A 22,938-nucleotide genomic window follows, 5' to 3' on the forward strand; every position below is an offset into this window, starting at 1 on the left:
AAGTGCGCAATCGGCCACCTCGGGAACCGCTCCCGCATATGCCGCCGTCCTCGGACCGGCGATAACCACGCTGATGAAGGACAACGTCATCCCCGGCGCAGTGGTGGTCGTCAAATCGGGTAAGCAAGGCAATTGGACCGCGGCATTCGGTACCCGGACCATCGACACGAGCGAGCCCATGTCGGTGGACGACTATTTCCGCGTCGGTAGTAACACCAAAACTATGACGTCGACGGTGATCCTGCAGTTGGCGCAGGATGGCAAGCTCGCACTCGACGACCCGATCGCCGAATACTGGCCGGGCGTGCCGAACGGTGATCGGATCTCCATAGCGCAGCTGTCCGAAATGCGAAGCGGGCTATACAGTTACACCTTCGATCCGCAGTTCAATGCCACGCTCGACAACGATCCACAGAAGGTGTGGACGCCGGAGGAGTTGCTGGGGATCGCATTCGCGCATCCGGTGAACTTCCAACCCGGGGAGAAATTCGAGTACAGCAATACCAACATCATCTTGCTCGGCCTGGTCATCGAGAAGATCACGAAAATGACGGTCGCCGAGAGCTTTCGGCAGCACATCTTCGAACCGCTCGGGCTGAAGCACACCTCTCTCCCCGCGGCAACGGACTCCTCGATCCCCGATCCGCACCCGCAGGGCTATTCCTTCGGCACCAACGTCTCCACCATCGAAACGTTCGCACTTCCCGCCGCGGAACAAGCAGCAGCCGTCGCGGGCACCCTGAAACCGAATAACGAGACGAATTCGAGCCCGTCGTGGGCGTGGACCGCTGGCGGCGCGATTTCGACGGCCGAGGATCTGGCCACATATGTGAAGGCGCTCGTCGGCGGCGGTCTGCTGGACGACAAGATGCAGAAGACTCGCTTGGACAGCATCCAGCCGATCGATCCGGCCGATCCCGAGCACGCCGGATACGGTCTCGGCATCGCACGATTCGGTCCGCATGTCATCGGACACGACGGTCAGATCCCGGGATTCATGACGTTCATGGGCTACGACCCGGCATCGGACCTGACAATCGTGATCTGCACAAACCTCGCGACGGTGCCGTCGGGTGAGGGATCGGCCCTGGTACTGCTCAAAGCCGTGCTGCCGCTCTTCTATAGTGCCGATGCGCTGGGACGAGATCCGGCCGCGGCGAACACAACCGCGAGCACGCCAGCGGCGCCGGCCAGTTCCGCCGAAACGCCGACCCCCGGTCGATGACATCCGCAGCGACGGATCGAACGACTGGCTCGGCCAGGAATCCATGAGGTGATGCCGGATGAACGACACCGAGGTAGTCGTCGCGGGCGCCGGGCCGATCGGCCTGACCGCAGCGATCGAGTTGCGGCGCAGGGGAGTGTCGTGCCGGGTCGTCGACCCACTACTGGAACCGCCCCAGTACGCGAAAGCCGTTGGTATCCAACCCCGTACGCTCGAAGTCTTCGAGGGGATGGGGCTACTGCGTCAGGTGCTGGACGCGGCGATCCGATTGCGCGGCCAAATCCTCTATATCAACGGTGCGGAGGTCGCACGCATCGAGCTGTCGATGCCGCCGGACGTGCCGTTCGAATTCGTCGGGCTTCCCCAGTACGAGACCGAGCGGATCCTGCGGGACCACCTCACCTCGCTGGGCACCACGATCGAACGCGGCACGCGACTGGTGACATTCGAGCAGAACGACGACGGTGTCCGCGCGGTGTTGTCGCGCGCCGACGGGGAAGAGACGGTGCGGGCGCGCTATCTCGTCGGCTGCGACGGCGCGCACAGTGTTGTCCGCAAGAAGCTCGGCCTCACGTTCGAAGGTGCGGCATTCGACGAGCAGTACATGCTCGGTGACGTCGAACTCGACTGGTCGCTTCCTCATGGGTACGGCGTCCGTTCGATGCACCAGACCGACGGCGTCACCGACGATCTGCTGGTGTGTATTCCGTTGCCCGGCAGACGCCGGTACCGCATCTCGATGCTCGTCCCCGACGCACTCGCGAGCGCTGCGGCGAGTGAGGACAGTATCGAGCACGGTTTCGAATCCGGGCGAAAGCCCGAGCTGTCACAGCTGCAGGCAGTGCTGGACCGGCTTGCGCCCGAGCCGACCCAGGCGTCGGAGCTGCGGTGGTCGTCGGCATTCCGGATCAGCCACCGCATCGTCGATTCCTACAGCCGTGGAACGGTTTTCGTCGCTGGCGATGCCGCGCATATTCATCCGCCGACGGGCGCGCAGGGAATGAACACCGGAATCCAGGACGCCCACAACCTCGCATGGAAGCTTGCGCTGGCCGTACAGGGCGATGCGGCAGCGGGTCTGCTGGACAGCTACGACGCCGAACGCAGGCCCGTCGGCGAAGAGGTGGTCGGCCGGACTGTGCGCAGTGCCCGCGAAGGCATCGGTGCGGATTCGACGGATCCGGACTACGTGATCCGGCGCGAAGCCCAGTTGCTGATCGACTACCGCGACAGCCCGATCGTCGCCAAGACCGGCTCCGACGAGCCGCAGCCGAAGGCGGGCAGCCGCGCGCCCGATGTTCCCGGGCTGACCCGCGATGTCGTCACTTTCGACGTTCGGCTGTTCGCATTGCTCGGCCGGATCAATCACACCATCCTGATCTACGCGGACGACACCACCACCGCGACCGACCTGCGCGAACTGGAGCAACTGGCCGCCGCCGCGACCGGTGCGGCGCACGGCCATCTCGACGCATATCTCATCGTCACCCCGCAAGCCGATGTCGGCGAGACGATGCTGCCGCTCGTACGCGATACCGCTGGAAGCTTCGCGCGCAGCTACCGGGCGCGGCACGGCTCGGTGTTCGTCATCCGGCCCGACGGCTATCTAGGATTCGCGCGGCGCACGGCGGGCGGTGCGGACGTCACCAACTACCTGAAATCGACGTTCCGCTGAACACATGGCCCGGACATCACATATGCGGCGGGCGGTCCGGCACCAGAGCTTCGGCCATCTCGATGCCGATGGGGACGGTGCGGTGGATCAGGCCAGGATGGCCAGGGGTGGATTGGCGACACGTGCTGTGGCGACAGCGCGGCTACATCGGCGCCGGAGATCTCGAGGCCGGAGTCCCGGTGGATGCGGAACCACATGTCCGGCACCTCGACCGATTCGGCGCCGAGATCGCCGATCGGTGTCGACTCTGGACGAATCGGGTTCCGCTCCAGGCCGATCGCGTCCGCGGCGGACGTGATGACCACGGCCGGAAGATCTTCGGCTCTCATGGGTCGACTCTGACTCGTGCACCTGGGCGCGGACCTCGAGCAGACCTCGAGCCGATCCGAACAGCCTGGTCGCCGACCGAACAACCCGCACAGCCACTTTAGCGATGTGATGGGCTGGGACGGTTCTATCTGCTGCGCGATATTCGGGAGTTCCGGATGGCCACGATGGTGGCGCAGGCGGCCGCCGCGAATCCGGCCTACCAGGAGCAGGTGGATCTCCGATCGGCCTGCGTCCGTGGCGATATCGGCCCGCGGCCGTGGGACGGCTGGACGGCGCTGGCGTAAAACATCCGGTGATCGGTGGATTCCGGACAACACCGGGTTCGAATGGCTACTGTCCGAAGGCATTCCATAGTGGAACACGGGAGAATGCATTGAGATTCAACAGAGCTACAGCGTTGACCGCGGCGGTATTGCTGGCCACAAGCTTAGGATTGACCGCATGTTCGTCGAGTGACAGTGCCGATGCCGACATCGTCACCACCAACGGGGGGGAGCCGCAGAACCCGCTGGTGCCGACCAATACCAATGAGAATATGGGTGGCCGCGTCGTGGACCGGCTGTTCGCGGGTCTGAAGTACTACGACGCGAACGGTATCGCGCACGACGAGATGGCCGAGTCGATCAAGACGACCGACCGCAAGACCTACACGATCACCATCAAGCCGGACTGGAAATTCTCCGACGGCACCACGGTGACGGCGAGGTCGTTCGTCGACGCCTGGAATTACGGCGCGCTCGGCACCAATGCGCAGTTGCAGAGCTATGTGTTCGCGCCCGTCATCGGCTTCGACGAGGTGTCGGCGGAAAAGCCGACGGCGCAGACGATGTCGGGGCTGCGGGTGGTCGACGACCGGACCTTTACCGTGGCATTGAAGCAGCCGTCCATCGATTTCGAGACCGAGCTGGGCTTCATGCCGTTCTATCCGCTGCCCGAGGCCGCGTTCAAGGATATGAAGGCGTTCGGCGAGAACCCGATCGGCAATGGTCCGTACAAGTTCGCGCGCACGGGCGCGTGGGAGCACAACGTCAAGATCGATCTGGTGCCCAATCCGGACTACAAGGGTGGACGCCCGCCGAAGAACAAGGGCGTGCGCTTCGTGATGTACCAGTCGTTCGACACCGCCTACTCGGATCTGCAGGCGGGCAATCTCGATACCCTCGATATCGTGCCCGACAGCGCCATGTCGACCTATAAGAAGGATCTGGGTGACCGGGCGATCACCAAGCCGATCGCCTACAAGCAGGCCGTCGGCATCCAGACCAATGTTCCGCACTTCGGCGGTGCGGAAGGACTGCTCCGGCGCCGGGCGCTGTCGATGGCGATCAACCGGGAACAGATCTGCGAGAACATCTTCCACGGCATCCGCAAGCCTGCCCGCGACTTCACCGCGCGCACGCTGCCCGGATTCAATGAAAACCTGCCCGGCGTCGAGGTTTTGAACTACAACCCGGAGGAGGCCAAGAAGCTCTGGGCGCAGGCCGACGCCATCTCATCGTGGTCGGGTCGCTACGAGATCGCCTACAACTCCGACGGCGGCCATCAGGGCTGGGTCGAGGCCGTGGCCAATAGCGTGAAGAACGTGCTCGGCATCGATGCGGTCGGTGTGCCGTACCCGACCTTCAAGAACATCCGCGATCTGATCAACGCCAAGACGATCGGTAAGGCGTTCCGGTACGGCTGGCAGGGTGATTACCCGACCATGCTGCAATTCTTGACCTCGCAGTACTACAGCTTCTCCGAGACCAACAACGTCAATTACAACAACCCCGAACTCGACCACCTGCTCGACGCCGCGCTCGCCGCACCGACGCTGGAGGAGTCGTACAAAATCGTGGGACAAGCGCAGGCGTTGCTGTTGAAGGATATGGCCGATATTCCGCTGTTCGACTACGTAGCCGCGGCCGGTCGATCCGAGAAGGTGAAAAAGGCCGATCTCGCGTGGAACGGCCTATTCGATTTCGAGGGCATCGAGAAGTAGCTCCGAACCGGCCTGCGGCGGGCACCCGAAAGGGCGCCCGCCGCAACGGTATTCAGCCCTGTTGCGTTGGCACGACGATCAGCTCTGCCACGTTCACCCGCGGCGGCGCCGCGACGGCATAGGCGATCGCATCGGCGATATCTTCGGGAAGCAGGATTTCCAGTTCGCTGCGCCACTGGGCGAGCCCGGCGCGCTGCTGCTCATCGTGCATGTCCGCACCGAGTTCGGTTCCGACGAAACCGGGTTCGATATTCTTCACCCGGACTCCGCGCGGGCCGAATTCCGCGCGCAGATTGCGGGTCAGGTGGGCGACCGCGGCCTTCGTCGCGGTGTAGACGCCGTAGTTGGGGAAGATGCTGTGCCCGCCGATCGAGCCGACATGCACCAGATCCGCGGGCCGGCCCGCGCGCGCCGCCGCGAGCAGGTCATCGATGAAAGCTCTCCCGGTGTAGAGCAATCCGTTGATATTGGTGCCGACCATCTGTTCCCATTCCTCGGTGTGCGCGGATTCGAACGGTGCGGCGAGCATGACGCCCGCGTTCGCGACCACGACATCGACCGGACCGAATGCGGCGCGTACTGTCGCCGCGGCGTCGCGCACCGACTGCTGATCGACCACGTCGGCGACCACCGCGAGTGCGGATCCGCCGATCTCGGCCGCCAGCTCTTCGATTCGATCCTTGCGTCTGCCGAGCAGCGCGACCCGGGCGCCCTGGTGTGCGAGCTGTCGAGCGGTGGCGGCACCGATGCCGCTCGATGCTCCGGTGACTATGGCGGTGCGGCCTTCGAGGTTGTTTGTCATGACCACTACGTTCGTTGCCGTCGGCGCGACCCACCAGGCTGCGGACTTCCTGGTAGCGGCAGGGCCCCCCAGGCGCGCCGCCGCTGGCCTACCCTCGGGTGGATGGACTCCGAGAACCGATTGGGCGTGTTCCTGCGCGCTCGCCGCGAGCTGGCGCGTCCGGAGGAGTTCGGGATTCCCAGCGGCGGACAGCGACGGGTGGCCGGGCTGCGCCGTGAGGAAGTGGCGATGCTCGCCGGTATGAGCGCCGACTATTACGTGCGGCTGGAACAGGGGCGCGATAAGCATCCGTCCGAACAGGTCGTCGAGGCATTGGCCCGGGTTTTCGCGCTCGATGAGGAGGGGGTCGCGCACCTGCGGGAGTTGGCGCGACCGACCGCGCGGCGCAAGCGGGCGCCGCGACGCCCCGAGCGGGTCGCACCCGGCCTGCTCCGGCTGCTGGCTGCCTGGCCGAATACGCCAGCGCTGGTGCTCGGCCGCTATATGGACGTGCTTGTCGCAAATCCCTTGGCGACCGCGGTCAATTCCTGTTCCGCCCAGGGGGTCAATATGGTGCGGGCCATCTTTCTCGATCCGGCGGCGCGTGACTGCTATCGCGACTGGCCGACCATTGCCGCCGATACCGTCGCCAGTCTGCGCGCCACCGCGGGCACGGACCTCGACGATCCGCGCTTGACCGAGCTGGTCGGCGAATTGTCGTTGAAGAGCGAGGAATTCCGGCGGCTGTGGGCGCGCCATGACGTTCGCGCGAAAACCGCTGGTGTCAAAGAGTTTCGAAATCCACTCGTCGGCGATCTCGCCCTGTCCTACGAAACCTTCACCGTCAACGGCGCTCCGGGGCAGATACTCATCGCCTACCATGCCGAGCCGGGGTCGATGGCCGAACGCGCACTTGCCCTGCTCGGCATGATCGTGGCGGGTGAGATTTCCGAATCTGCATCCGTAGCGGTCGATTTCGAGAAGTAGGCGTCAGTTGCCGTACTGCTTCGTCTCGGGTCGCTCGACCAATACGACGTGGGCTGGTGTGTCGGCAACCGGGCGATGCCGGATTCCCCTGGGCACCACGTAGATATCACCGGCGTCGAGGATCACCGGTGTGCGTCCTTCGAGTTCGATGCGGAAGGTGCCGTCCCAACAGAGGAACAGTTCGTCCTCGTCGTGGTGATGCCACGGGAATTCACCCTCGAGGCGGGCGACCTTGACGACGGTGTCGTTGACCTGCGCCAGCAGCGATTGCTGAAAAGGGCCGGGCAGTGCCGCGACGGCGCGATCGATGGAGACCGCCTGCGCGGTGATCGTTTCTTCGGTCATGGGAACGATCCTCGGCGGGGCCGATGCGCGCGGACAGAGCCAATCCGGCAGAATTGGTTTGGAGATGGAGCCAATTGCTGTGACGGAACGACTCGGCCGCTGGTCGTCGGGTCGCGGACCGCTGTATGTGCTGCTTGCGGCCCGGCTGCGACAGCTGATCGACGACGGTGAGCTGCCGCCGGGCGCCGCGCTGCCGCCGGACCGGGTGTTCGCCGCGCAACTGGCCGTGGGACGAAGCACGGTGGTCGCGGCCTATGACCTGTTGGAGTCGGACGGGCGCATCGTCCGGCGTCGGGGCAGCGGTACTCGGGTGGCCGGTGCGACCACGGCGTCCACGCCGGAGACGACCGGTGCGCCCATGTTCCTGCATCTGCTCGAGCCGCGACCCGATGTGATATCGCTGGCCTGCGCCGCGCCGGATCGCCCGCCACCGGAGGTGGCCGAGGCGTACGCGCGGATCCTGCCCGAATTGTCCTCGACCACAGCCGATATCGGTTACTACCCGGGCGGCCATCCGACCCTGCGCGAGGCCATCGCCGACCGCTACCTGCGCCAGGGTGTGCCGACGCGGCCGGAGGAGGTGCTGGTCACCAATGGCGGTCAGCAGGCACTGTCGCTGCTCGCCCGCGCATTCCTGCGGCCCGGTGATCGGGTGTTGTTGGAAACCCCGACGTACCCGGGCGCTGTGGAGGCGTTTCGCGAGGCGGGTGCGCTACTGCATCCGCTGCCGATCGGGCTCGACGGATTCGAAGCGGCCGCCCGCACCCATCGGCCCGCACTCGCCTATGTGACCCCGACATTCCAGAACCCGACGGGCGCAGTACTTTCCACGCTGGTACGGCGGCGGCTGGTGGAAGTCGCCGGCGCCGTGGATATTCCGTTGGTCGCCGATGAAATCGTGGCCGATCTGGGCTTTCCGGGCGAAGACCTACCGCAGCCGCTGGCCGCCGATGCCGCCACCGTCATCTCGATCGGTTCGCTGAGTAAGAACATCTGGGGTGGGTTGCGGGTCGGCTGGGTGCGTGCGTCCGCAGCGACCATCGCCCGGCTGACGCGCCTGCGGGCCGTGCACGACCTCGGCGGCAACCTCCCGGCTCAGCTGGCCGCCGCCCACTTGGTGCCGCGGATCGATGCCCTGTGCGCCGAGCGTGCCGCGCAACGCGAGGCGTGTCACGATCTCGTGCTGGCCGCCCTGTCCCGGACGTTGCCCGATTGGTCGGTGGCCCCCGTCCGCGGCGGCCAGACCCTGTGGATCCGCTTGCCATACGGCGATGGCAGTTCCTTCGCGCAGACGGCGCTACGGCATGGTGTCGCGGTACTGGCCGGCAGCGGCCTCGACGTGTCGGGGCGCAGCGAGGAATACCTCCGCATCCACTTCCGGCATCCACCACAGACGCTCACCGAGGCCATCGATCGCCTTGCCAGCGCATGGCACGCCTACCACCCACCGAGCCGAACTACCTCGGCGCCACCGGCTTTGGCGGTATAGCCGGGCCGCTGAGCTCTAATGCGCTACCGGCTGGGCCGAAGTCGCATGGGCGAGTAGGAATTCGATTGCGGCAGTGGGTGTCATGGCGGTGTGCTGTCGATGGCCGCTAGCGACTGTGCGGCAGGATGCCGAGAGTCATTGCCAGTCCGGCCGCGATGCATGCGGCCGCGGCGGCGGTGGTCGAGAAGGATCGGGTGATGGTGGCGATGCCAGCCACGAAAATCAGGCATGTGATCGAGGCCAGCAGCGCGGTTCCGCGATCGACACCGGCTGGGCGGTGCAGTCGCTTGCGCGTCGCTGTCATGAAGTAGGGGTACCCGATCCTCGAGTTATGAAACTGTTATCGACATCGACCGCCCACGCGCAGACCGATGCGGGTATTCGGCCGCAACTGCCGTCTCCGGCCGATCTCAGGTGGTAGTACTGGGCAGATGGGCACTGACAACACGGACGCGGAACTGGTCGAACTCGCCACCAAGATCTTCGAACTCGCTCGGCATGGCAATGCCGAGCAGCTCACGGCGTACCTCGATGCCGGTGTCCCGGTGAACCTCACCAACGATCACGGCGACAGCCTGCTCATGCTGGCCGCCTATCACGGTCATCAGGACGCCGTGCAGGTTCTGCTGGCGCGTGACGCCGATCCGAATCGGGCCAATGACAAGGGGCAGACTCCGCTGGCGGGCGCGGTGTTCAAGGGCGAGACCGAGATCCTGCGCGCCCTGCTGGCCGCGGGCGCCGATCCGGATGCCGGAACCCCGTCCGCGCGCGCCGCGGCCGCCATGTTCGGCAAGAACGATCTGCTGAGCCTGTTCGAGGCGTCCTGAGTCGCCGAATTGTCACTGGCTGGAACGCCGATTCGGACGCCTTCGCGCGGGTCGGTATAGTCGCCGCGGATGAGCAGTGTCACCACCCGAGATAGGCCGAAGCCCGTGAACCGACGATTCGGGCGCGTGGTGTGGCTAGTGCCGGTGCTACTCATTGCCTTCACCACGTGGTGCCTGACCAGACCGCTGTGGCCGTTCCATCGGATCACCGGCGGCTTCATCGACCTGCAGGTGTACCGGCTCGGCATCGAGGCGCTGCGTGATGGCGCGGATATGTACGGCCAGCTCCCGCAGACCACCATCGGTATCGGCCTGCCGTTCATCTATCCACCGTTCGCGGCGCTGGTGCTGAGCCCCTTCGCGCTGCTGCCCTGGGATGCCGCGGCGTTCACCTTCTTCATCTCCTCCACGCTCGCGCTGGCCGTCACGCTGTATCTGGTCGCGCGGCGGCGCTGGCCCGAACACGGTGGGTTGCGGCTCGCACTGCTGGCCACCTCGTGTGCGACGCCGCTGGCCATGCTGCTGGAGCCGATCCGTTCGACGCTGGACTTCGGGCAGGTCAACCTGCTGCTGATGGTGCTGGTCGCCGCCGACGCGCTGACCGAGAAGCCGAAGTGGCGGCGCGGCATGCTGGTCGGATTGGCGGCCGCGATCAAGCTGACCCCGGCCGCGTTCGTGCTGTACTTCCTGGTGCGCCGGGACTATCGCGCCGCGGTCACCGCGGCCGTTACCGGCGCGGTGGCGACGGCGCTCAGCTTCGCGGTGCTGCCCAAGGAATCGGTCAATTACTGGTTCGGCGGACTCGGTAATGTTTCCGGGTTGAGCGGCTCGTCCTTCCATACCAACCAGTCGATTCAGGCCGTGCTCGCCCGGTTCGGCGTGGAGAAGCCGCTGTTCACCGTGCTCTGGCTACTGCTGAGCGCGGCACTGCTCGTGCTGGTGGTCGCGGCCATGCGACAGGCGGCGCAGGCGCCCGCGCTGGCGTTGGCGATCAACGCGGTCTTCACGTTGCTGGTATCCCCGATCTCCTGGTCGCATCACTGGGTGATGATCGCGCCCGCGCTGTTCGCGATGGTCTGTTGTGCCACCACGGTGCCGCGGAGTCGGGCGATCGGGTGGTATGTGGCCATCGTGGTGACCGCGGCGGCGTTCGTATACGGGCCGCAGAACTGGATGCCCGGTGACAATCGACGCGAATTGTCCTGGACGCCTTGGCAACACCTGTGGGGTAACACCTACGTGTGGTTGAGTGTGCTGCTGGTCGTGGTGTATCTCGTGGGTAGTAGGCGCGCGAAGTCGCTTGCGACCGAGGCGGATTCCGTACCTCACGATGGCGATCTCGTCGATCTGGCAGGTCCTCGCCCCGCCGCCTGATACCAACGCGGGGGCATATCCGTTGACAGCGTGCGGATGATGGTTGGGGGTTGCCGGATGGAGGGTGTCGGATGGTCGCGATCGATTTCGAGCGGAATGCGAAGTCGGCGTGGCCGCTGACGGCCGTGCGCGCGGTGAGCCAGCGTGGGCTCGGCGGGGTGCCGCCGACGGCGCTGGTGCTGATCGGGATTGTGAGCGTGCAGGTCGGCGCGGCGCTGGCCAAGCAGTTGTTCAGCGCCACCGGGGCCGCCGGCGCGGTCACCCTGCGCCTGTTCTTCGCGGGGATCGTACTGTTGGTCGTCTGGCGGTCCGGGCTGCGGATCGAGCGGCGCGCCCTGCCGGTGGTGCTCGGGTACGGTGTGGTGCTCGCCTGCATGAATCTGTGCTTCTATCAGGCCATCGACCGGATTCCGCTCGGTATGGCGGTCACCCTCGAATTCCTCGGTCCGCTCAGCGTCGCACTGGCGGGTTCGCGTCGGTGGGCCGATCCGGTGTGGGCCGTGCTCGCCGGTGGCGGAGTATTGCTGCTGACCAAGGCGGGCGGGCAGGTGGGGTGGTCCGGAGTATTGTTCGCCTTGGCCGCCGGAGCCTGCTGGGCCGGCTACATTCTGCTCAGTGCCGCACTGGGTGACCGCACCAGCGGCGGTGGCGGGCTGGCCATCGCGATGGCCTTCGGCGGCGCGCTCATGGTCCCGGTCGGCATCGCCGAAGCGGGTAGCATGCTGTTCCATCCCTCCGTCCTCGCCGCCGGATTCGCGGTCGCGATGCTGTCGTCGGTGCTGCCGTATTCGGTGGAACTCGAAGCGCTGCGGCGCATTCCACCGCCCGTGTTCGGCGTACTGATGAGCATGGAACCCGCGGCCGCAGCACTCGCCGGACTGATCGTCCTCGGTCAGATCATGAATCCGGGGCAATGGGCGGGCGTCATCTGTGTGGTGGCGGCCTCCATCGGAGCGACCCGAACCGCTCGGCGACAGTAGCGGTCAACAGTCCGCGCTACCGGGGGCGAAGATCGGGATCTCACACCACCACGGTTTGATCACCGGCGGCGTCGCCGGTGCGCCCGCGACGATCCAGTCGCCCTGTACCGATACCTCGCGACGGGACAGCGGTTCGTTGGCGGGGCCGGTGGCGACGGATCCGTCGAGGTTGAATTTGCTGCCGTGGCAAGGGCAGTTGATGGTGCCGCCCGCGATTTCGTTGAGTGCACAGCCCTGATGTGTGCAGATCACCGAGAAGCCCTGGTAATTACCGGGATTCGGTTGCGTCAGCACGGTATCGCCGAGAATGAGTCCGGAGCCGACCGGTACGTCGGAGGCGCGGGCCAGGGCGTTCTCGGGTGCGCCCTCCTCGGTGATCTGCGGGGTCGGAGCGGGTTGTTCTTGGACCTGCTGCTGGGCGGCGGGTAGTGGGGCGAACGCACCGGCGACGATCCAGTCCCCCTGTACCGAGATGGTGCGCGCGGCCAGCGGCTGGGTGGCAGGACCGGTGGCGACAGATCCGTCGAGGTTGAATCTGCTGCCGTGGCACGGACAATTGATGGTGCCGCCGCTGATCGTGTCGACAACACACCCCGCATGCGTGCAGATCACCGAAAAAGCCTGGTAATTACCGGGACTCGGTTGGGTGACGACAGTATCGCCGAGCAGCACCCCGGAGCCGATCGGCACATCGGAGGTGCGGGTGAGCGCGGTGCCCGGCGTCGGTTCGGGGCCAGCCTGCACCTGCTCGGTCGGCGGTGGCGGCGGTGGTTCGGCGGTGGGAGCTGCGGTGACCGAACCCGATGTCGTCGCGGGCGCTGCGGTGGAAGTGGTTGTCGGCGTTGACGAGCGCTCGCCCGTCGAGCAGGCCGCGACAAATGCCGCGGCCCCTGCTCCGATGACGATTGCTCGACGGTTGAAGTGTTCTACACTCATCGCGACCTCGGCGTTCTCGACACATTGTCCTAGGTGTTACGGGATAGCCGCCGATTCGGTTCGAGGTCGTTTCGCATTCGCGCGAACATTGGCGCTGCCTACCGCCCGGCTGAGACTGGGACCGGGCGGGGCAGCTACCGGACATTGAACGGAATACTCCTGAGACCACGGCTAGGTGTTCGATGAGAGTCTGCTGAGAAACCCGCTGCCCGGGTTCTCGGCCTACGCTGGTGCGATGCGGGCGATTGCGTACTACGACTACGGCGGGCCGGACGTACTGCAGGTTGTCGACATCCCGATTCCGGAACCGGGCGCTGGTCAGGTCCGGGTAGCGGTGCGGGCTTCCGCGGTGAATCCGGCGGATTGGAAGATTCGTTCCGGCGCATTGTCGTTCGGTGAGCCGGTCTTCCCGCAGTATCCGGGTGGTGAAATCGCGGGCGTGGTCGATGCGCTCGGCCCCGATGTGACCGAGATGGCGGTCGGTGACGAGGTTCTGGGCTGGGCCGTCGCGGCTTACGCCGAATACGCGATCAGCAATGCCGTCGCCAGGAAACCGGCGGAATTGTCCTGGGTCGATGCCGCATCGCTCCCGGTCTCGGTCTCGACCGCGGCGAAAGCGTTGGCGGCATTGAAGTTGCAGCCGGGCGAGACGCTGCTGATCAACGGTGCCGCCGGTGCGGTGGGATCGATGGGCGTGCAATTGGCGGTGGCGGATGGAGTCACCGTGATCGGTACGGCCTCGGCGGCCAATCAGGACATCGTCCGGGAACTCGGCGCGACTGCGACCACCTATGGTGACGGTGTGGCCGATCGCGTCCGCGCACTCGCCCCGGATGGCGTCGACGCGGTGTTCGACGCGGCCGGGCACGGTGTGCTGCCCGCTGCGATCGAACTTCGCGGCGGTACCGACCGAATCGTGACGATCGTAGATCCGGCCGCGCGCGAGCTCGGCGTCACCTTCCTCACCGGCGGCCCGCGGCCCGTCGAACTCCTGCATCAGGTCGCCGAGCGTGTCGCCAGTGGTGCATTCCGGCTGCCCGGGCCGGCGCGGACGTTTCGGCTCGAGCGGGCGGCGGCCGCACAGGAGGAGAGCGAAAAGGGTCGCGGCCCAGGCAAGGTCGTACTCACCGTGAGCTGACCGTCTCAGAACGCCTTGTTGCGAACGACAATGGGCGTAGCATCTCTTCTTGCCGTGTTGTGCCGACCTGGGGCCGCGGTGCGGAGGAAGGCGGGGCGCGATGGCCGGGAGTCCATCGGCTGACGGAACGGGCCGGGGGGTGCTCGATGCCGGTTTCCAGATCCTGGAGGCGATTTCGGCGGCGCCGGAGGGCTGTGGTCTATCGCAACTGGCCCGGTCCACCGGGCTGGCGAAGGCCACCGCGTATCGGTTGGCCGAGCAGTTGGTGGTGCTCGGCGCGGTGCAGCGGGTGGAGCAGCGGTATTTCGTCGGTGAGCGGATGGCGGAGTTGGGGCGGCGCTGGCAGGCGGCGCCGACGCTGCGCCGGGCCGCGCAACGACCCGCCCGGGTACTGGCGGCACTGACCAATTCGACGGTCGCGGTCTGTGTTCTCGATGCGGGCGAGATCCGGCTGGTGTCCGGGATCAAGGGCGCGGAATTCTTTCTCAACACCACCGCGGACCCCGAGGTGGTGTATCGGACCGCGATGGCACAGGTGCTCTATGCGGGACGTGCCGACAACTCCGTACCACCACCTACCTATTCGCCCGCCGAATGGCATCGCGTGCGCACCGGAATCGCCGATGCCGGAATGATTTCCGTCGACCACCACGAACTGATCGCCGGAATCTGTTGTGCCGCAGCCGCAATTCGCCGACCTGACGCATGCGATGCGGCCGCCATCGCTTGTATGTCACTGTCGCAACAGTTTCCGCCGAATCTGCCCGGGCTGGTCGCACATGCGGCGCGTGAAATCGAGAAGAATCTGCGCTGATCGGTTCGCTCAATGGACCGGGTCGTATCTGCCCGGTGGGGGCGGGAATCAGGATGGGTGGGCCGTCGTACGCCGTGAGTGAGAGCTGATCCATTAATGAGAGCATCGCGTAGCGATTCGATAAGGGGCGGTGGTCGGGTGACGGGTGGGCGAGCATCGCGTAGCGATTCGATGAGGGGTGGTGGTCGGGTGACGAGTGGCCAAGACTCGGATCTTTGGGGCAACCGCTATGTCTCCTCATCCATAAGCGAGGACGGCCGACCACGATTCCTGGTCCGCGGCACCCGGATCACCCTGTGGTTCGTCTACGAAACCCAGCGCCTCTCCGCCCATGCGGGCGCCAACACCGTGCTGTTCGAGGTGGATGCCGACAGCGGTGTCCTGAAAACCCGATCACCCTTCAGCACCGTCCTGTCCTACCCGCGGGAACTCACCGACCAGGACATCTGGTTGACCGAATTCCTCCTGCTGGCCCCTGCCTGGACCACGATCAACGGCACGCTCATCCTCACCGACGATCGAACCCGCATCGAGCTGGAGCAAACCGCGGACCGCCCCTGAGCGGTGGGTCATTCCGGTCGGTGGGTCATTCCGGCTGGGTGAGAAAGCTTTCGACCACCCGGCGGACCTTGTGCGCCGCGTCGGTATCACCGAGCCGCAGGGCAGTATTGGCCGAGCACAGGACGGCGTCGATCTGGAAAGCGGCGAGATCGGTATCCAGGTCCGCGATATCGCCCGCATCGACGGCGCGTCGGAGTTCGCGGGCGATGGTCGACATCCAGTCCTGCTGGTCGCGGACGAGGGCATCGCGGACCGGTCCCGGACGGCTGTCGAAGTCCGCCATATTGGCGACGCGGTAGCACCCGCCCGCGAACAGCGGTGTTTCGGCGTAGTTGATCCAGTGTTCGATCAGCGCGCGAAGGCGTTGTACGCCTTGGGGTTGCGCGCGTGCGGGGCGAATGACGGCGTCGATGAACATCTCGCGGGCCAGGTCGAGTGCCGCGAGTTGCAGGGTTTCCTTCGTCTTGAACAGCGTCTGCACCCCCGCCTTGCTGAGGCCGGTATCGGTCGCCAGTTTGCCGAAGCTCAAGCCGTCGAGGCCATCGAGGGAGGCGGTGTCGACGGCCTGGCGGAGCACGAGCTGGCGACTGCGCGCGCCGCGCAGCAGACGCTTGTCCTCGGGCCCACCCGCGACCCGACCACCACCACTTATCGAATCACCGCGCGATGCTGCCCTCATGCTGGCACTCGCTTACCGAGTTGGTGCGCAAGGGATTTGACGACCTCGGCCGCCAAGACCGCCTGTCCCGAGGCAGCGAAGTGGATGCGGTCCGCGCTCAACAGGTTCGCGCGGTCGTTGATCGGGTGATCCCACATGTCGACGACCAGCGCGCCGTGTTCGGCGGCGAGGCGGCGGGTGATGTCGTTGACCATGCGCACCCGCTCGCGCCAATCCGGAAAGACCGGCACGACATAGGCTTTGCCCAAGGTGAAGGTCAGCAGCTGGGCCCCGGTCCCGGCGGCGAATCGGTACATCGTGCGCAGTGTCTCCTCGATTTCGGCGAAATCCGGTGTGCGCCGCACGATATCGTTCGCGCCGGACGGCACATGGACCAGGTCGGGTGCGAAGTCGGCCAGCTGATCCGTTTGTTGCCGCAGCGCCTGGGCAGTGGTCGCCCCATTCTGTGCGGTGTTGAGGTAGACCAGGTCGGGGTGGACTCGGCGCAGCGTATCCGCGACGCGATCGGCCCAGCCCAGGCTGGCGTAGCCGGGACTCGGGTCGCCGGTCCCGGCCGAGAGACTGTCGCCGATCACCGCGAACCGGCGCCACGGTGCGTCGAAGAGCAGCGCGGCCGCGTCCAGCGGGGGCAGGCAGAACGGATCGGTTTCCTCGGTGGTCGGGAGCATCGCCGTCGTCATGAATAAAAGAATACGTTCGATCGTATATTTAAACAAGGGGATCGGTTGGCACCATCGCGTGCAGCAGATCGCGCAGGGTCTCCTGCTGGGCCGCGGTGAGTGAGGTCAGTGGTGACCGCGCGCCGAGCAGATCGAGGACCCCGGCCCGCCGCCGCTCCCCGGCGGCCGTGAGAACGATCTGCTTGGCCCGGCGGTCGGTCGGATGCGGTTGCCGCCGAATCAACTGCTGCTGTTCCAGCCGGTCCAGGACGAAGGTTGCATTGGAGGGCTCGCACGACATCCTGGTGGCCAGCTCGCGCGCGGTGATCGGATCCGAGAGTTCGCGCAGGGCGATGACCTGTGACGGCGTCAGGTCGAGTTCCTCGGCGACGCGACGCACATGCACGTCGAGGCGGTGGGTGAACTGATGGACCAGCTTGCAGACATCGCGGTCGATCTCGGTATCCACAGTGAGATGCGCCGACGAGTCCGGCTGGTCGTTCATGCCGTCGAGTCTAGTGTCATGCTTCGAACTGTGATAGTTCTAGTTCAAATCATTTGAGTTAGAACTATCTGGAGTGCGTGTGACTGTCTTTTCGCTCATGTTGGTGGTGTTCAGCCTGACGACCGGTGAGTTCGTGATCGCCGGAATCCTGCCGGACGTGGCGGGTGATCTCACCGTCTCGGTGCCTGCGGCGGGTCTGCTGGTGAGTGCATACGCGCTCGGCATGATCGTCGGCGGGCCGGTGGTTACCGTGGCGACCGCGCGGCTGCCGCGCAAGACGCTCGTCGTCGGCTTGGTTGCGGTGGCCGTCATCGGGAATCTGGGTTCGGCTCTCGCGCCGAACTATTCGACCTTGCTGCTGGCCAGGTTCGTCGCCGGACTCGTCGTCGCAACGTTTTTCGCCGTCGCGATCGCCACGGTCGTCTCGATTGCCGAGCCCGGCCGGGAAGCGTCCGCGGTGGCGCGGGTGGCGCTCGGTATGAATCTGGGCATTATCGGCGGCACGCCGATCGGCACCGTCATCGGCCAACACCTCGGCTGGCGTGCGACATTCGTGTCAGTGGCGCTCTGCGCGACTGTCGCGCTGGGGCTGGTGCTGCGCTTCCTGCCGACGATGCCGGTGGCTTCGAGCGGATCGGTGTTGGGGGAGCTGCGCGTATTCACCGATCGCGGTGTGCAATTGGCGATCGCGCTCACCGCACTCGGCAATGTCGGTGTGGTGACGGTCTTTACGTACTTCACCCCGCTGCTCACCGAGGTCGGCGGCTTCGCCACGGGTGTGGTTCCGGTGCTGCTGCTGGTGTACGGCGCGGGCGCGGTGCTCGGCAATTACCTCGGTGGTCGGCTGGCGGATAAGGTCCCGATGTCATCGTTGGCGGGGCTGCTCGCCGCCCTTGCGGGCACACTGGCGCTGTTCTGGGTGGCCGCTGACATCCAATTACTCGCGGTGGTACTGATTTTCGTGCTGGGTGCGCTGGCCTTCGCGATCATTCCCGGTATGCAGACGCGGGTCGTCGGCGCGGCGGGCGCGGCCCCGACGCTGGCCGTCGCGGTCAATGCCTCCGGCTTCCAACTCGCCGCGGCTTTCGCGGGCCGGATCGGCGGCTGGGTCATCGATGACGGACCCGGCCTGCGTTCGATCTATCCGATCGCCGCCGTCCTCACGGTGACGGGCTTGCTGCTTGCGCTGCATATGCTGCGGCGTGATCGCGAGCACGTGCTCGAATCCAGCTGACCGGTATGTCGTTGAATCTGATTGCTGCACAATCTGTCTCGAGCTGAAACGCTATCATCTGGCTAGGCGCTCTACGGCGTCGCCGACATCAGAAGAGGGGTACGACTGTGAGCATGATTCTCGCCGCGGCACATGACACCTATGGAGCAGTCCTGGCCCAAATCGGCAACCCGACACCGCAGGCGCCACCCGTCGCGGACAAGATCCTGCAGATGGTGCGCTATTTCACCTGGTTCATTCTGCTGGCCGGCGTCACCGCCATCACCTACGCGGGCGGTCGGTTCGCCTGGGAGAAGTGGTCCGGTGGCGGCCTGCAGTCGCCGAAGATGGTGGCGGGAGCCATGATCGGCGGCGTCGTCGCGACCAGCGCGGGCACGATCATGAACGCGGTGATCGGCACCTAGTCTCGCCATTTGATGGAGCAACCCATGCTCGGCCGATGTGGCTCGGGCACGGGTGCTCCGGTGAGTACATCCTCGATCGCGGCGCGTAATTCGTTGCCGGTCACCGGTTTACCGTTGCCCGGCGTGGATTCGTCGAACGCTCCGCGGTAGGCGAGTTCGAGGCGCGCGTCGTAGAGGAAGAAGTCCGGCGTGCATGCGGCGCGGAAGGCCCGACCCACCTGCTGGGATGCGTCGATCAGGTAGGGGAATTTCCAACCGGCGCGGTCGGCTTGGACCCGCAGCTGATCCGGTGCGTCGTCCGGGTAGGCGTCGGCGTCATTGGTGCAGATCGCGACCGTCGGGATTGCCAGCGTGGCGAGTACGTCACCGAGTTTCGACTCGATGTGCCGCACATAGGGGCAGTGGTTGCAGCCGAAGATGACCAGGAGCCCGGGTCCGGCCGTGTAGTCGGCCCTGGCATGGGTGCGACCGTCGAGATCGGGCAGTGTGAAGTCCGGAGCGGGCGTTCCGACCGGGACCATGAGGGATTGAACCGACATGAGGTGCCTCCATCCGAGTCGATGTCGAGCTTAGTGCGCCCGGCCCGAGCTCCGCCCGAATTACTGCACCAGGTCCGCGGGATCGGTATTCGCGCCGCACAGTACGACACAGATCCGCTCACCGGATTCGGGGCGGTAGCCACTGTCAGTGGCGGTCAGGGCCGCGAGAGCCGTCGCGGCAGCGTGTTCCACGGCCAGGCGGCGGTCGTGCCACAGATTTCTGCGGGCCACGATGATGTCCTGGTCGGGGACCAGGATCGAGGTCACGTCGTAGTTCTGGGCCGCATGCAGCGCCAATTCGGTGGCGCGGCGGGCGCCGAGGGAGTCGGCGGCGACCGAGTCCACCGGTGCGTCGACGATCTGCCCGGCCTCGATAGCGGCGTGCAGTGCCCGGCAGTTCTCCGGTTCCACCGCGATCGTCCGTACGCCATAGTGATCCGCGGCGGTGGCGATTCCGGCGAACAGACCGCCGCCGCCGACCGCGACGACGACGGTGTCCAGGCGGGGCAGCTGCCGGTGGATCTCCATCATCAAGGTGCCCGCACCGGCCGCGATATAGGGGTTGTCGTAGGCGTGGGAGAGCAGTGCGCCACTGGTGTCGCCATATTCGTGACAGGCGGCGAGCGCGTCGGCGTACTCGGTACCGACCAGGCGCACCTGCGCGCCGTAGCTGCGCAGCCGCTCGACCTTCACGGCCGGTGCGGTGGTGGGCAGGAATACCGTCGCCCGAACGCCCTGCCCGCGCGCCGCCCACGCGCACGCGAGCCCCGCGTTCCCGCCCGAGGCGATGGTCACGCCCGCATCGGGCAGCGTCCCGGCATCGCGGTGCGCTTGGATGAAGTTCTGTGCCCCACGGGCTTTGAACGAACCGGTGTGCTGCATGAACTCCAGCGCCAGCCACAACTCGTAGGGGTCGGAGCCGATTGTCGGGACCGCGTCACCTGGTGCCAACGCGACCGGCCGCACGTGTCCGGTGATTCGATCGCTCGCGGCCTTGACGTCGCCGTAGGTCAACTCCATCTGTGCTCCTCATACTTCGGCCCGGTAGATCATCTTGCCCCGCAATGGGCCCCGGGCGGTGCGTACCCGTGGCTATTCGCAAACTACGGGCTCGGGAAGGCTCGCGCAGCAGGGCGAGCAGGTCGGTCAGGTGGCGGTCGTAGGCCGCCTGACCGAAGACGGGGGTGTCACGCATGGTGAAGCCGTGGCGGGTATTCGGGTAGACCACCGAGGTGTAGTGCACATGCGCGGCGTCGAGGGTCTTGTCGAGGCGGGTGATCTGCTCCGGTGGCATCGAATCATCCTGGCTCGCGTGCGCGATCAACAGTTCGGCGGTGATACCTGCGGCGCCGTGGTGCGGACTGTCGGGTTGCTCGTCCACGGCCAGGCGGCCGCCGTGGAAACTCGCCGCCGCGGCAATGCGATTCCCGAACGCGCCAGCGGTGCGCAAGGCGAGTTTGCCGCCCATGCAGTATCCGGTTACGGCCACCGGACCCGGCCTGACGAACCCGGCGGCGTTGAGCCATTCGAGATAGGTTTGCGCGTCCTGCATCGCTTTCTCGGGTGTGAACGCTGCCCGCACCGGGCCAAGTGCGGCAAAGAATTTCGCGTGCGCCGCCGGGTCGGCGGATTCGGGCATCGGCAGCACCGGGGCGCGCCCGGTTCGGTAGAAAACATTGGGCGCCAAGACAATGAACCCATTACCCGCGATGGCTTCCATCATTTCGCGCAGACACGGGCGCAGGCCGTAGGCATCCATATAGAACAGCACGCCGGGATGGGTTGCGCCGTCATCGGGTCGGGCCAGGTAGGAGTCGGCACTGCCGTCGGCGGTGCGGACATCGAGCGTGCTGAATGCGACGGGCATCGTCATGGAGTTCCTTCGAGACGAATAGCGGCGAGAGCGACGCCGACAAGTATCGCGCCCTCCGGATTTTCGATATCGGCCGAGTCCTCTTATTTGCGAACGAATTGCCAATTTTCGCGCCATGTAGTCTGCGTCCATCTGGAAGTTGTAGTCATGCTCTGTCGAAGAGAGGTTGACCTGTGAAACTGATCTGGATGACGGTGGCGGCAGCATTGGCTGTCGCTGTGGCGGGGTGTTCCGATGACAAGTCCACGACGGCCGCGTCGGCATCCTCGGCCGCGTCGGAATCGAGTTCGGTGAGCGCGATGCCCGCCGCGACCGAAAACGAGGAACCCGGCAGTGGCATGCGAATTCCGCTGGGGGAGACCAAGAAAGTGCCCATTCCCGCCGACGCCGTCATGGATATCAAGGTGCCCGTCGACTGGGGCGCCGGCACCATGAGCCTGCGCTGCACGGTGACCGACAGCACCGGCCGCAACGAAGACCTCCGTTCGACCGACATCAAGAAGCCGGAAACAATCGACGGCAAACAGTGGATGACCCTGTGGACCTTTTCCTCCCCAGCGGGCGCCGAGGTCACCGTCGGATGCAAGGATCCGGAGTCGAAGATCGCCGCGGGCGCCGATCCGGCGATTCGGGTCGTCCCGCGCGGTATCACTCCGCATTGACCTCACCGTCGGTCGGTGACCAAACCCAGTTGGCGCAGGGCGAGTTCGGTATCGCCGCTGACCCGCACCTGGTCGAGGATCTCCGCGTCTGTCGGATCGATCCGGCCGGTGCCGAGGCGGCCCAGCGTGTGCAGATCGGTGGTGACGGTGGCGGCCGCGCCGTCGAGCTCGCCGGGGTCACGGTCGTGCGCCCATCGTTGATCGTGATGGCCGCCGCGGAGCCCTCGATGTGGAACTGGATCGTCGCGCGCATATCCGCGGGCGGGTGATCTGCCCGGATATCCGCGGCCTCGGGTGGTCCGAAGGATCCGGTGGCGGGTACACATTCGAACGATTGGCACGTGACCTCGTCGAATTGATGGATCGGCTCGGCGTGCATCGGGCGCGAGTGATCGGCCGCGATTGGGGATTGGTCGTCGGATATCGCGCATGTTTGAACTGGCCCGAGCGGTTCGGGCAGTTCGTCGCACTGGCCGGTGTGCATCCGTGGACGGTCGATGGCGTGCGGCCAGCGGTATTCACCAGGCCGTGGCACGTCTATACGCTTGCCGCACTAGGGCGTTCGCGATCGTTGCAGGCCACGCTGGCCGCCCGGAGTCTGCGTGCATGGCGGCACCACGGGCGATTCAGCGACGCGGAGGCCGCGGTCTATCTGGCCCGGATGCGGACGCCGGGCGCGCACGCGGCGACCATCGATTTCAATCGCAACGTGGTCTTGCACGAGATCCCGCATTTCGCGCGGCACTATCGGATGATCCGACTGCGAGTGCCGACCCTGCACCTCAACGGTGCCAGCGATCCACTCTCCGAAGGCGTGCCGAACAGCTATCGCGATTACGCCGACGATATGCGCCTCGAATTGATCCCGGAGTGCGGTCACTTCGTGCCGGAGGAACAGCCGCAATGGTTGGCCGACCGGCTACTGACATTCCTCGATTGA

General features: G+C 65.8%; 27 protein-coding genes. 17 read left to right on the forward strand and 10 right to left on the reverse strand.

What is annotated here, in order from left to right; genetic code table 11:
• Positions 1-73: 73 nt before the first annotated feature.
• From ACQP1G_RS09425 to ACQP1G_RS09440, 4 genes are all read left to right on the forward strand, one after another.
• Positions 74-1,225 carry a serine hydrolase domain-containing protein gene (locus ACQP1G_RS09425; protein ID WP_433200946.1) on the forward strand — a complete coding sequence of 384 codons (1,152 nt, stop codon included), beginning with the start codon at positions 74-76 and terminating at the stop codon, positions 1,223-1,225.
• Between the two features lie 58 nt (positions 1,226-1,283).
• On the forward strand, positions 1,284-2,900 hold the full coding sequence (locus ACQP1G_RS09430; protein ID WP_433200949.1) for an FAD-dependent monooxygenase: 1,617 nt from the start codon (positions 1,284-1,286) through the stop codon (positions 2,898-2,900).
• Between the two features lie 485 nt (positions 2,901-3,385).
• Positions 3,386-3,514, forward strand: a complete 129-nt coding sequence (locus tag ACQP1G_RS09435) for a hypothetical protein (protein WP_433200952.1) — start codon at positions 3,386-3,388, stop codon at positions 3,512-3,514.
• 89 nt (positions 3,515-3,603) lie between these two features.
• Complete coding sequence (locus ACQP1G_RS09440) at positions 3,604-5,211, forward strand: peptide ABC transporter substrate-binding protein (RefSeq protein WP_433200955.1); 1,608 nt, start codon at positions 3,604-3,606, stop codon at positions 5,209-5,211.
• A gap of 52 nt (positions 5,212-5,263) precedes the next feature.
• Here the strand turns inward: ACQP1G_RS09440 and ACQP1G_RS09445 are convergent, their stop codons facing one another.
• Positions 5,264-6,013 (reverse strand): SDR family oxidoreductase, encoded by a 750-nt coding sequence (locus ACQP1G_RS09445; protein ID WP_433200958.1) that lies wholly within the window; start codon positions 6,011-6,013, stop codon positions 5,264-5,266.
• Between the two features lie 102 nt (positions 6,014-6,115).
• Between ACQP1G_RS09445 and ACQP1G_RS09450 the strand changes: the two genes are divergently transcribed.
• Positions 6,116-6,979, forward strand: a complete 864-nt coding sequence (locus ACQP1G_RS09450) for a helix-turn-helix transcriptional regulator (RefSeq protein WP_433200961.1) — start codon at positions 6,116-6,118, stop codon at positions 6,977-6,979.
• 3 nt (positions 6,980-6,982) lie between these two features.
• Here ACQP1G_RS09450 and ACQP1G_RS09455 read toward each other — a convergent pair whose 3' ends face one another.
• Positions 6,983-7,324: a cupin domain-containing protein gene (locus ACQP1G_RS09455; RefSeq protein WP_433200964.1), complete on the reverse strand. Its 342-nt coding sequence runs from the start codon at positions 7,322-7,324 to the stop codon at positions 6,983-6,985.
• A gap of 79 nt (positions 7,325-7,403) precedes the next feature.
• Between ACQP1G_RS09455 and ACQP1G_RS09460 the strand changes: the two genes are divergently transcribed.
• Positions 7,404-8,813, forward strand: a complete 1,410-nt coding sequence (locus ACQP1G_RS09460) for a PLP-dependent aminotransferase family protein (protein ID WP_433200967.1) — start codon at positions 7,404-7,406, stop codon at positions 8,811-8,813.
• Positions 8,814-8,919: 106 nt separating this feature from the next.
• Here the strand turns inward: ACQP1G_RS09460 and ACQP1G_RS09465 are convergent, their stop codons facing one another.
• On the reverse strand, positions 8,920-9,117 hold the full coding sequence (locus ACQP1G_RS09465; RefSeq protein ID WP_433200970.1) for a hypothetical protein: 198 nt from the start codon (positions 9,115-9,117) through the stop codon (positions 8,920-8,922).
• Positions 9,118-9,244: 127 nt separating this feature from the next.
• Between ACQP1G_RS09465 and ACQP1G_RS09470 the strand changes: the two genes are divergently transcribed.
• The 3 genes from ACQP1G_RS09470 (at position 9,245) to ACQP1G_RS09480 (ending at position 11,994) form a co-directional block, all read left to right on the forward strand.
• A complete protein-coding gene (locus ACQP1G_RS09470) occupies positions 9,245-9,640 on the forward strand; it encodes an ankyrin repeat domain-containing protein (RefSeq protein ID WP_433200973.1) in 396 nt (131 codons plus the stop codon).
• A gap of 126 nt (positions 9,641-9,766) precedes the next feature.
• A complete protein-coding gene (locus tag ACQP1G_RS09475; protein ID WP_433200976.1) occupies positions 9,767-11,014 on the forward strand; it encodes a glycosyltransferase 87 family protein in 1,248 nt (415 codons plus the stop codon).
• 71 nt (positions 11,015-11,085) lie between these two features.
• Positions 11,086-11,994 (forward strand): EamA family transporter, encoded by a 909-nt coding sequence (locus ACQP1G_RS09480; protein ID WP_433200979.1) that lies wholly within the window; start codon positions 11,086-11,088, stop codon positions 11,992-11,994.
• A gap of 3 nt (positions 11,995-11,997) precedes the next feature.
• Here ACQP1G_RS09480 and ACQP1G_RS09485 read toward each other — a convergent pair whose 3' ends face one another.
• Positions 11,998-12,930, reverse strand: a complete 933-nt coding sequence (locus ACQP1G_RS09485; protein WP_433200982.1) for a ubiquinol-cytochrome c reductase iron-sulfur subunit — start codon at positions 12,928-12,930, stop codon at positions 11,998-12,000.
• Between the two features lie 235 nt (positions 12,931-13,165).
• On the opposite strand from ACQP1G_RS09485, the gene ACQP1G_RS09490 reads away from it, so the two are divergent.
• From ACQP1G_RS09490 to ACQP1G_RS09500, 3 genes are all read left to right on the forward strand, one after another.
• Positions 13,166-14,068, forward strand: coding sequence for an NADP-dependent oxidoreductase (locus ACQP1G_RS09490; protein WP_433200985.1), 903 nt, complete (start codon positions 13,166-13,168; stop codon positions 14,066-14,068).
• Between the two features lie 100 nt (positions 14,069-14,168).
• Positions 14,169-14,882 carry a helix-turn-helix domain-containing protein gene (locus tag ACQP1G_RS09495; protein ID WP_433200988.1) on the forward strand — a complete coding sequence of 238 codons (714 nt, stop codon included), beginning with the start codon at positions 14,169-14,171 and terminating at the stop codon, positions 14,880-14,882.
• Positions 14,883-15,071: 189 nt separating this feature from the next.
• The gene (locus ACQP1G_RS09500; RefSeq protein WP_433200991.1) at positions 15,072-15,443 is read left to right on the forward strand and encodes a hypothetical protein; all 372 of its coding nucleotides are present in this window, start codon (positions 15,072-15,074) and stop codon (positions 15,441-15,443) included.
• 25 nt (positions 15,444-15,468) lie between these two features.
• Here ACQP1G_RS09500 and ACQP1G_RS09505 read toward each other — a convergent pair whose 3' ends face one another.
• From ACQP1G_RS09505 to ACQP1G_RS09515, 3 genes are read right to left on the reverse strand one after another with little or no spacing between them, the layout of a single operon-like run.
• Positions 15,469-16,122 (reverse strand): TetR/AcrR family transcriptional regulator, encoded by a 654-nt coding sequence (locus ACQP1G_RS09505; RefSeq protein WP_433200994.1) that lies wholly within the window; start codon positions 16,120-16,122, stop codon positions 15,469-15,471.
• Positions 16,119-16,802, reverse strand: coding sequence for an SGNH/GDSL hydrolase family protein (locus ACQP1G_RS09510; RefSeq protein ID WP_433200997.1), 684 nt, complete (start codon positions 16,800-16,802; stop codon positions 16,119-16,121). The genes ACQP1G_RS09505 and ACQP1G_RS09510 overlap by 4 nt, the downstream gene beginning before the upstream one ends.
• Positions 16,803-16,830: 28 nt before the next feature.
• Positions 16,831-17,286: a MarR family winged helix-turn-helix transcriptional regulator gene (locus ACQP1G_RS09515; protein WP_433201000.1), complete on the reverse strand. Its 456-nt coding sequence runs from the start codon at positions 17,284-17,286 to the stop codon at positions 16,831-16,833.
• A 79-nt stretch (positions 17,287-17,365) separates the two neighbouring features.
• On the opposite strand from ACQP1G_RS09515, the gene ACQP1G_RS09520 reads away from it, so the two are divergent.
• The gene (locus ACQP1G_RS09520; RefSeq protein ID WP_433201003.1) at positions 17,366-18,520 is read left to right on the forward strand and encodes an MFS transporter; all 1,155 of its coding nucleotides are present in this window, start codon (positions 17,366-17,368) and stop codon (positions 18,518-18,520) included.
• Between the two features lie 113 nt (positions 18,521-18,633).
• Positions 18,634-18,924, forward strand: a complete 291-nt coding sequence (locus ACQP1G_RS09525; protein ID WP_433208345.1) for a hypothetical protein — start codon at positions 18,634-18,636, stop codon at positions 18,922-18,924.
• Here the strand turns inward: ACQP1G_RS09525 and ACQP1G_RS09530 are convergent.
• From ACQP1G_RS09530 to ACQP1G_RS09540, 3 genes are read right to left on the reverse strand one after another with little or no spacing between them, the layout of a single operon-like run.
• On the reverse strand, positions 18,921-19,463 hold the full coding sequence (locus ACQP1G_RS09530; RefSeq protein WP_433201006.1) for a thioredoxin family protein: 543 nt from the start codon (positions 19,461-19,463) through the stop codon (positions 18,921-18,923). The genes ACQP1G_RS09525 and ACQP1G_RS09530 overlap by 4 nt on opposite strands.
• Before the next feature lie 60 nt (positions 19,464-19,523).
• The gene (locus ACQP1G_RS09535; protein WP_433201009.1) at positions 19,524-20,483 is read right to left on the reverse strand and encodes a threonine/serine dehydratase; all 960 of its coding nucleotides are present in this window, start codon (positions 20,481-20,483) and stop codon (positions 19,524-19,526) included.
• Positions 20,401-21,336: a dienelactone hydrolase family protein gene (locus ACQP1G_RS09540; protein ID WP_433201012.1), complete on the reverse strand. Its 936-nt coding sequence runs from the start codon at positions 21,334-21,336 to the stop codon at positions 20,401-20,403. Before ACQP1G_RS09540 ends, ACQP1G_RS09535 begins: the two co-directional genes overlap by 83 nt.
• Before the next feature lie 173 nt (positions 21,337-21,509).
• Here ACQP1G_RS09540 and ACQP1G_RS09545 point away from each other — a divergent pair, with 173 nt between their 5' ends.
• From ACQP1G_RS09545 to ACQP1G_RS09555, 3 genes are read left to right on the forward strand one after another with little or no spacing between them, the layout of a single operon-like run.
• Entirely contained in the window at positions 21,510-21,998 is a 489-nt protein-coding gene (locus ACQP1G_RS09545) for a hypothetical protein (RefSeq protein ID WP_433201015.1), read from the forward strand.
• The gene (locus ACQP1G_RS09550) at positions 21,995-22,267 is read left to right on the forward strand and encodes a hypothetical protein (RefSeq protein WP_433201018.1); all 273 of its coding nucleotides are present in this window, start codon (positions 21,995-21,997) and stop codon (positions 22,265-22,267) included. Before ACQP1G_RS09545 ends, ACQP1G_RS09550 begins: the two co-directional genes overlap by 4 nt.
• Positions 22,228-22,938 (forward strand): alpha/beta fold hydrolase, encoded by a 711-nt coding sequence (locus ACQP1G_RS09555; protein WP_433201021.1) that lies wholly within the window; start codon positions 22,228-22,230, stop codon positions 22,936-22,938. The genes ACQP1G_RS09550 and ACQP1G_RS09555 overlap by 40 nt, the downstream gene beginning before the upstream one ends.

Origin of the sequence: Nocardia sp. CA-107356 (genome assembly GCF_050946365.1) — a bacterium.
GTDB lineage: Bacteria > Actinomycetota > Actinomycetes > Mycobacteriales > Mycobacteriaceae > Nocardia.

Coding starts and splice junctions, on each gene's coding strand:
- ACQP1G_RS09425 (WP_433200946.1), top strand. CDS start 74: ATGAAGGACAACGTCATCCCCGGCGCAGTGGTGGTCGTCAAATCGGGT.
- ACQP1G_RS09430 (WP_433200949.1), top strand. CDS start 1,284: ATGAACGACACCGAGGTAGTCGTCGCGGGCGCCGGGCCGATCGGCCTG.
- ACQP1G_RS09435 (WP_433200952.1), top strand. CDS start 3,386: ATGGCCACGATGGTGGCGCAGGCGGCCGCCGCGAATCCGGCCTACCAG.
- ACQP1G_RS09445 (WP_433200958.1), bottom strand. CDS start 6,013: ATGACAAACAACCTCGAAGGCCGCACCGCCATAGTCACCGGAGCATCG.
- ACQP1G_RS09450 (WP_433200961.1), top strand. CDS start 6,116: ATGGACTCCGAGAACCGATTGGGCGTGTTCCTGCGCGCTCGCCGCGAG.
- ACQP1G_RS09455 (WP_433200964.1), bottom strand. CDS start 7,324: ATGACCGAAGAAACGATCACCGCGCAGGCGGTCTCCATCGATCGCGCC.
- ACQP1G_RS09465 (WP_433200970.1), bottom strand. CDS start 9,117: ATGACAGCGACGCGCAAGCGACTGCACCGCCCAGCCGGTGTCGATCGC.
- ACQP1G_RS09470 (WP_433200973.1), top strand. CDS start 9,245: ATGGGCACTGACAACACGGACGCGGAACTGGTCGAACTCGCCACCAAG.
- ACQP1G_RS09480 (WP_433200979.1), top strand. CDS start 11,086: ATGGTCGCGATCGATTTCGAGCGGAATGCGAAGTCGGCGTGGCCGCTG.
- ACQP1G_RS09485 (WP_433200982.1), bottom strand. CDS start 12,930: ATGAGTGTAGAACACTTCAACCGTCGAGCAATCGTCATCGGAGCAGGG.
- ACQP1G_RS09490 (WP_433200985.1), top strand. CDS start 13,166: ATGCGGGCGATTGCGTACTACGACTACGGCGGGCCGGACGTACTGCAG.
- ACQP1G_RS09495 (WP_433200988.1), top strand. CDS start 14,169: ATGGCCGGGAGTCCATCGGCTGACGGAACGGGCCGGGGGGTGCTCGAT.
- ACQP1G_RS09505 (WP_433200994.1), bottom strand. CDS start 16,122: ATGAGGGCAGCATCGCGCGGTGATTCGATAAGTGGTGGTGGTCGGGTC.
- ACQP1G_RS09510 (WP_433200997.1), bottom strand. CDS start 16,802: ATGACGACGGCGATGCTCCCGACCACCGAGGAAACCGATCCGTTCTGC.
- ACQP1G_RS09515 (WP_433201000.1), bottom strand. CDS start 17,286: ATGAACGACCAGCCGGACTCGTCGGCGCATCTCACTGTGGATACCGAG.
- ACQP1G_RS09525 (WP_433208345.1), top strand. CDS start 18,634: ATGATTCTCGCCGCGGCACATGACACCTATGGAGCAGTCCTGGCCCAA.
- ACQP1G_RS09530 (WP_433201006.1), bottom strand. CDS start 19,463: ATGTCGGTTCAATCCCTCATGGTCCCGGTCGGAACGCCCGCTCCGGAC.
- ACQP1G_RS09535 (WP_433201009.1), bottom strand. CDS start 20,483: ATGGAGTTGACCTACGGCGACGTCAAGGCCGCGAGCGATCGAATCACC.
- ACQP1G_RS09540 (WP_433201012.1), bottom strand. CDS start 21,336: ATGACGATGCCCGTCGCATTCAGCACGCTCGATGTCCGCACCGCCGAC.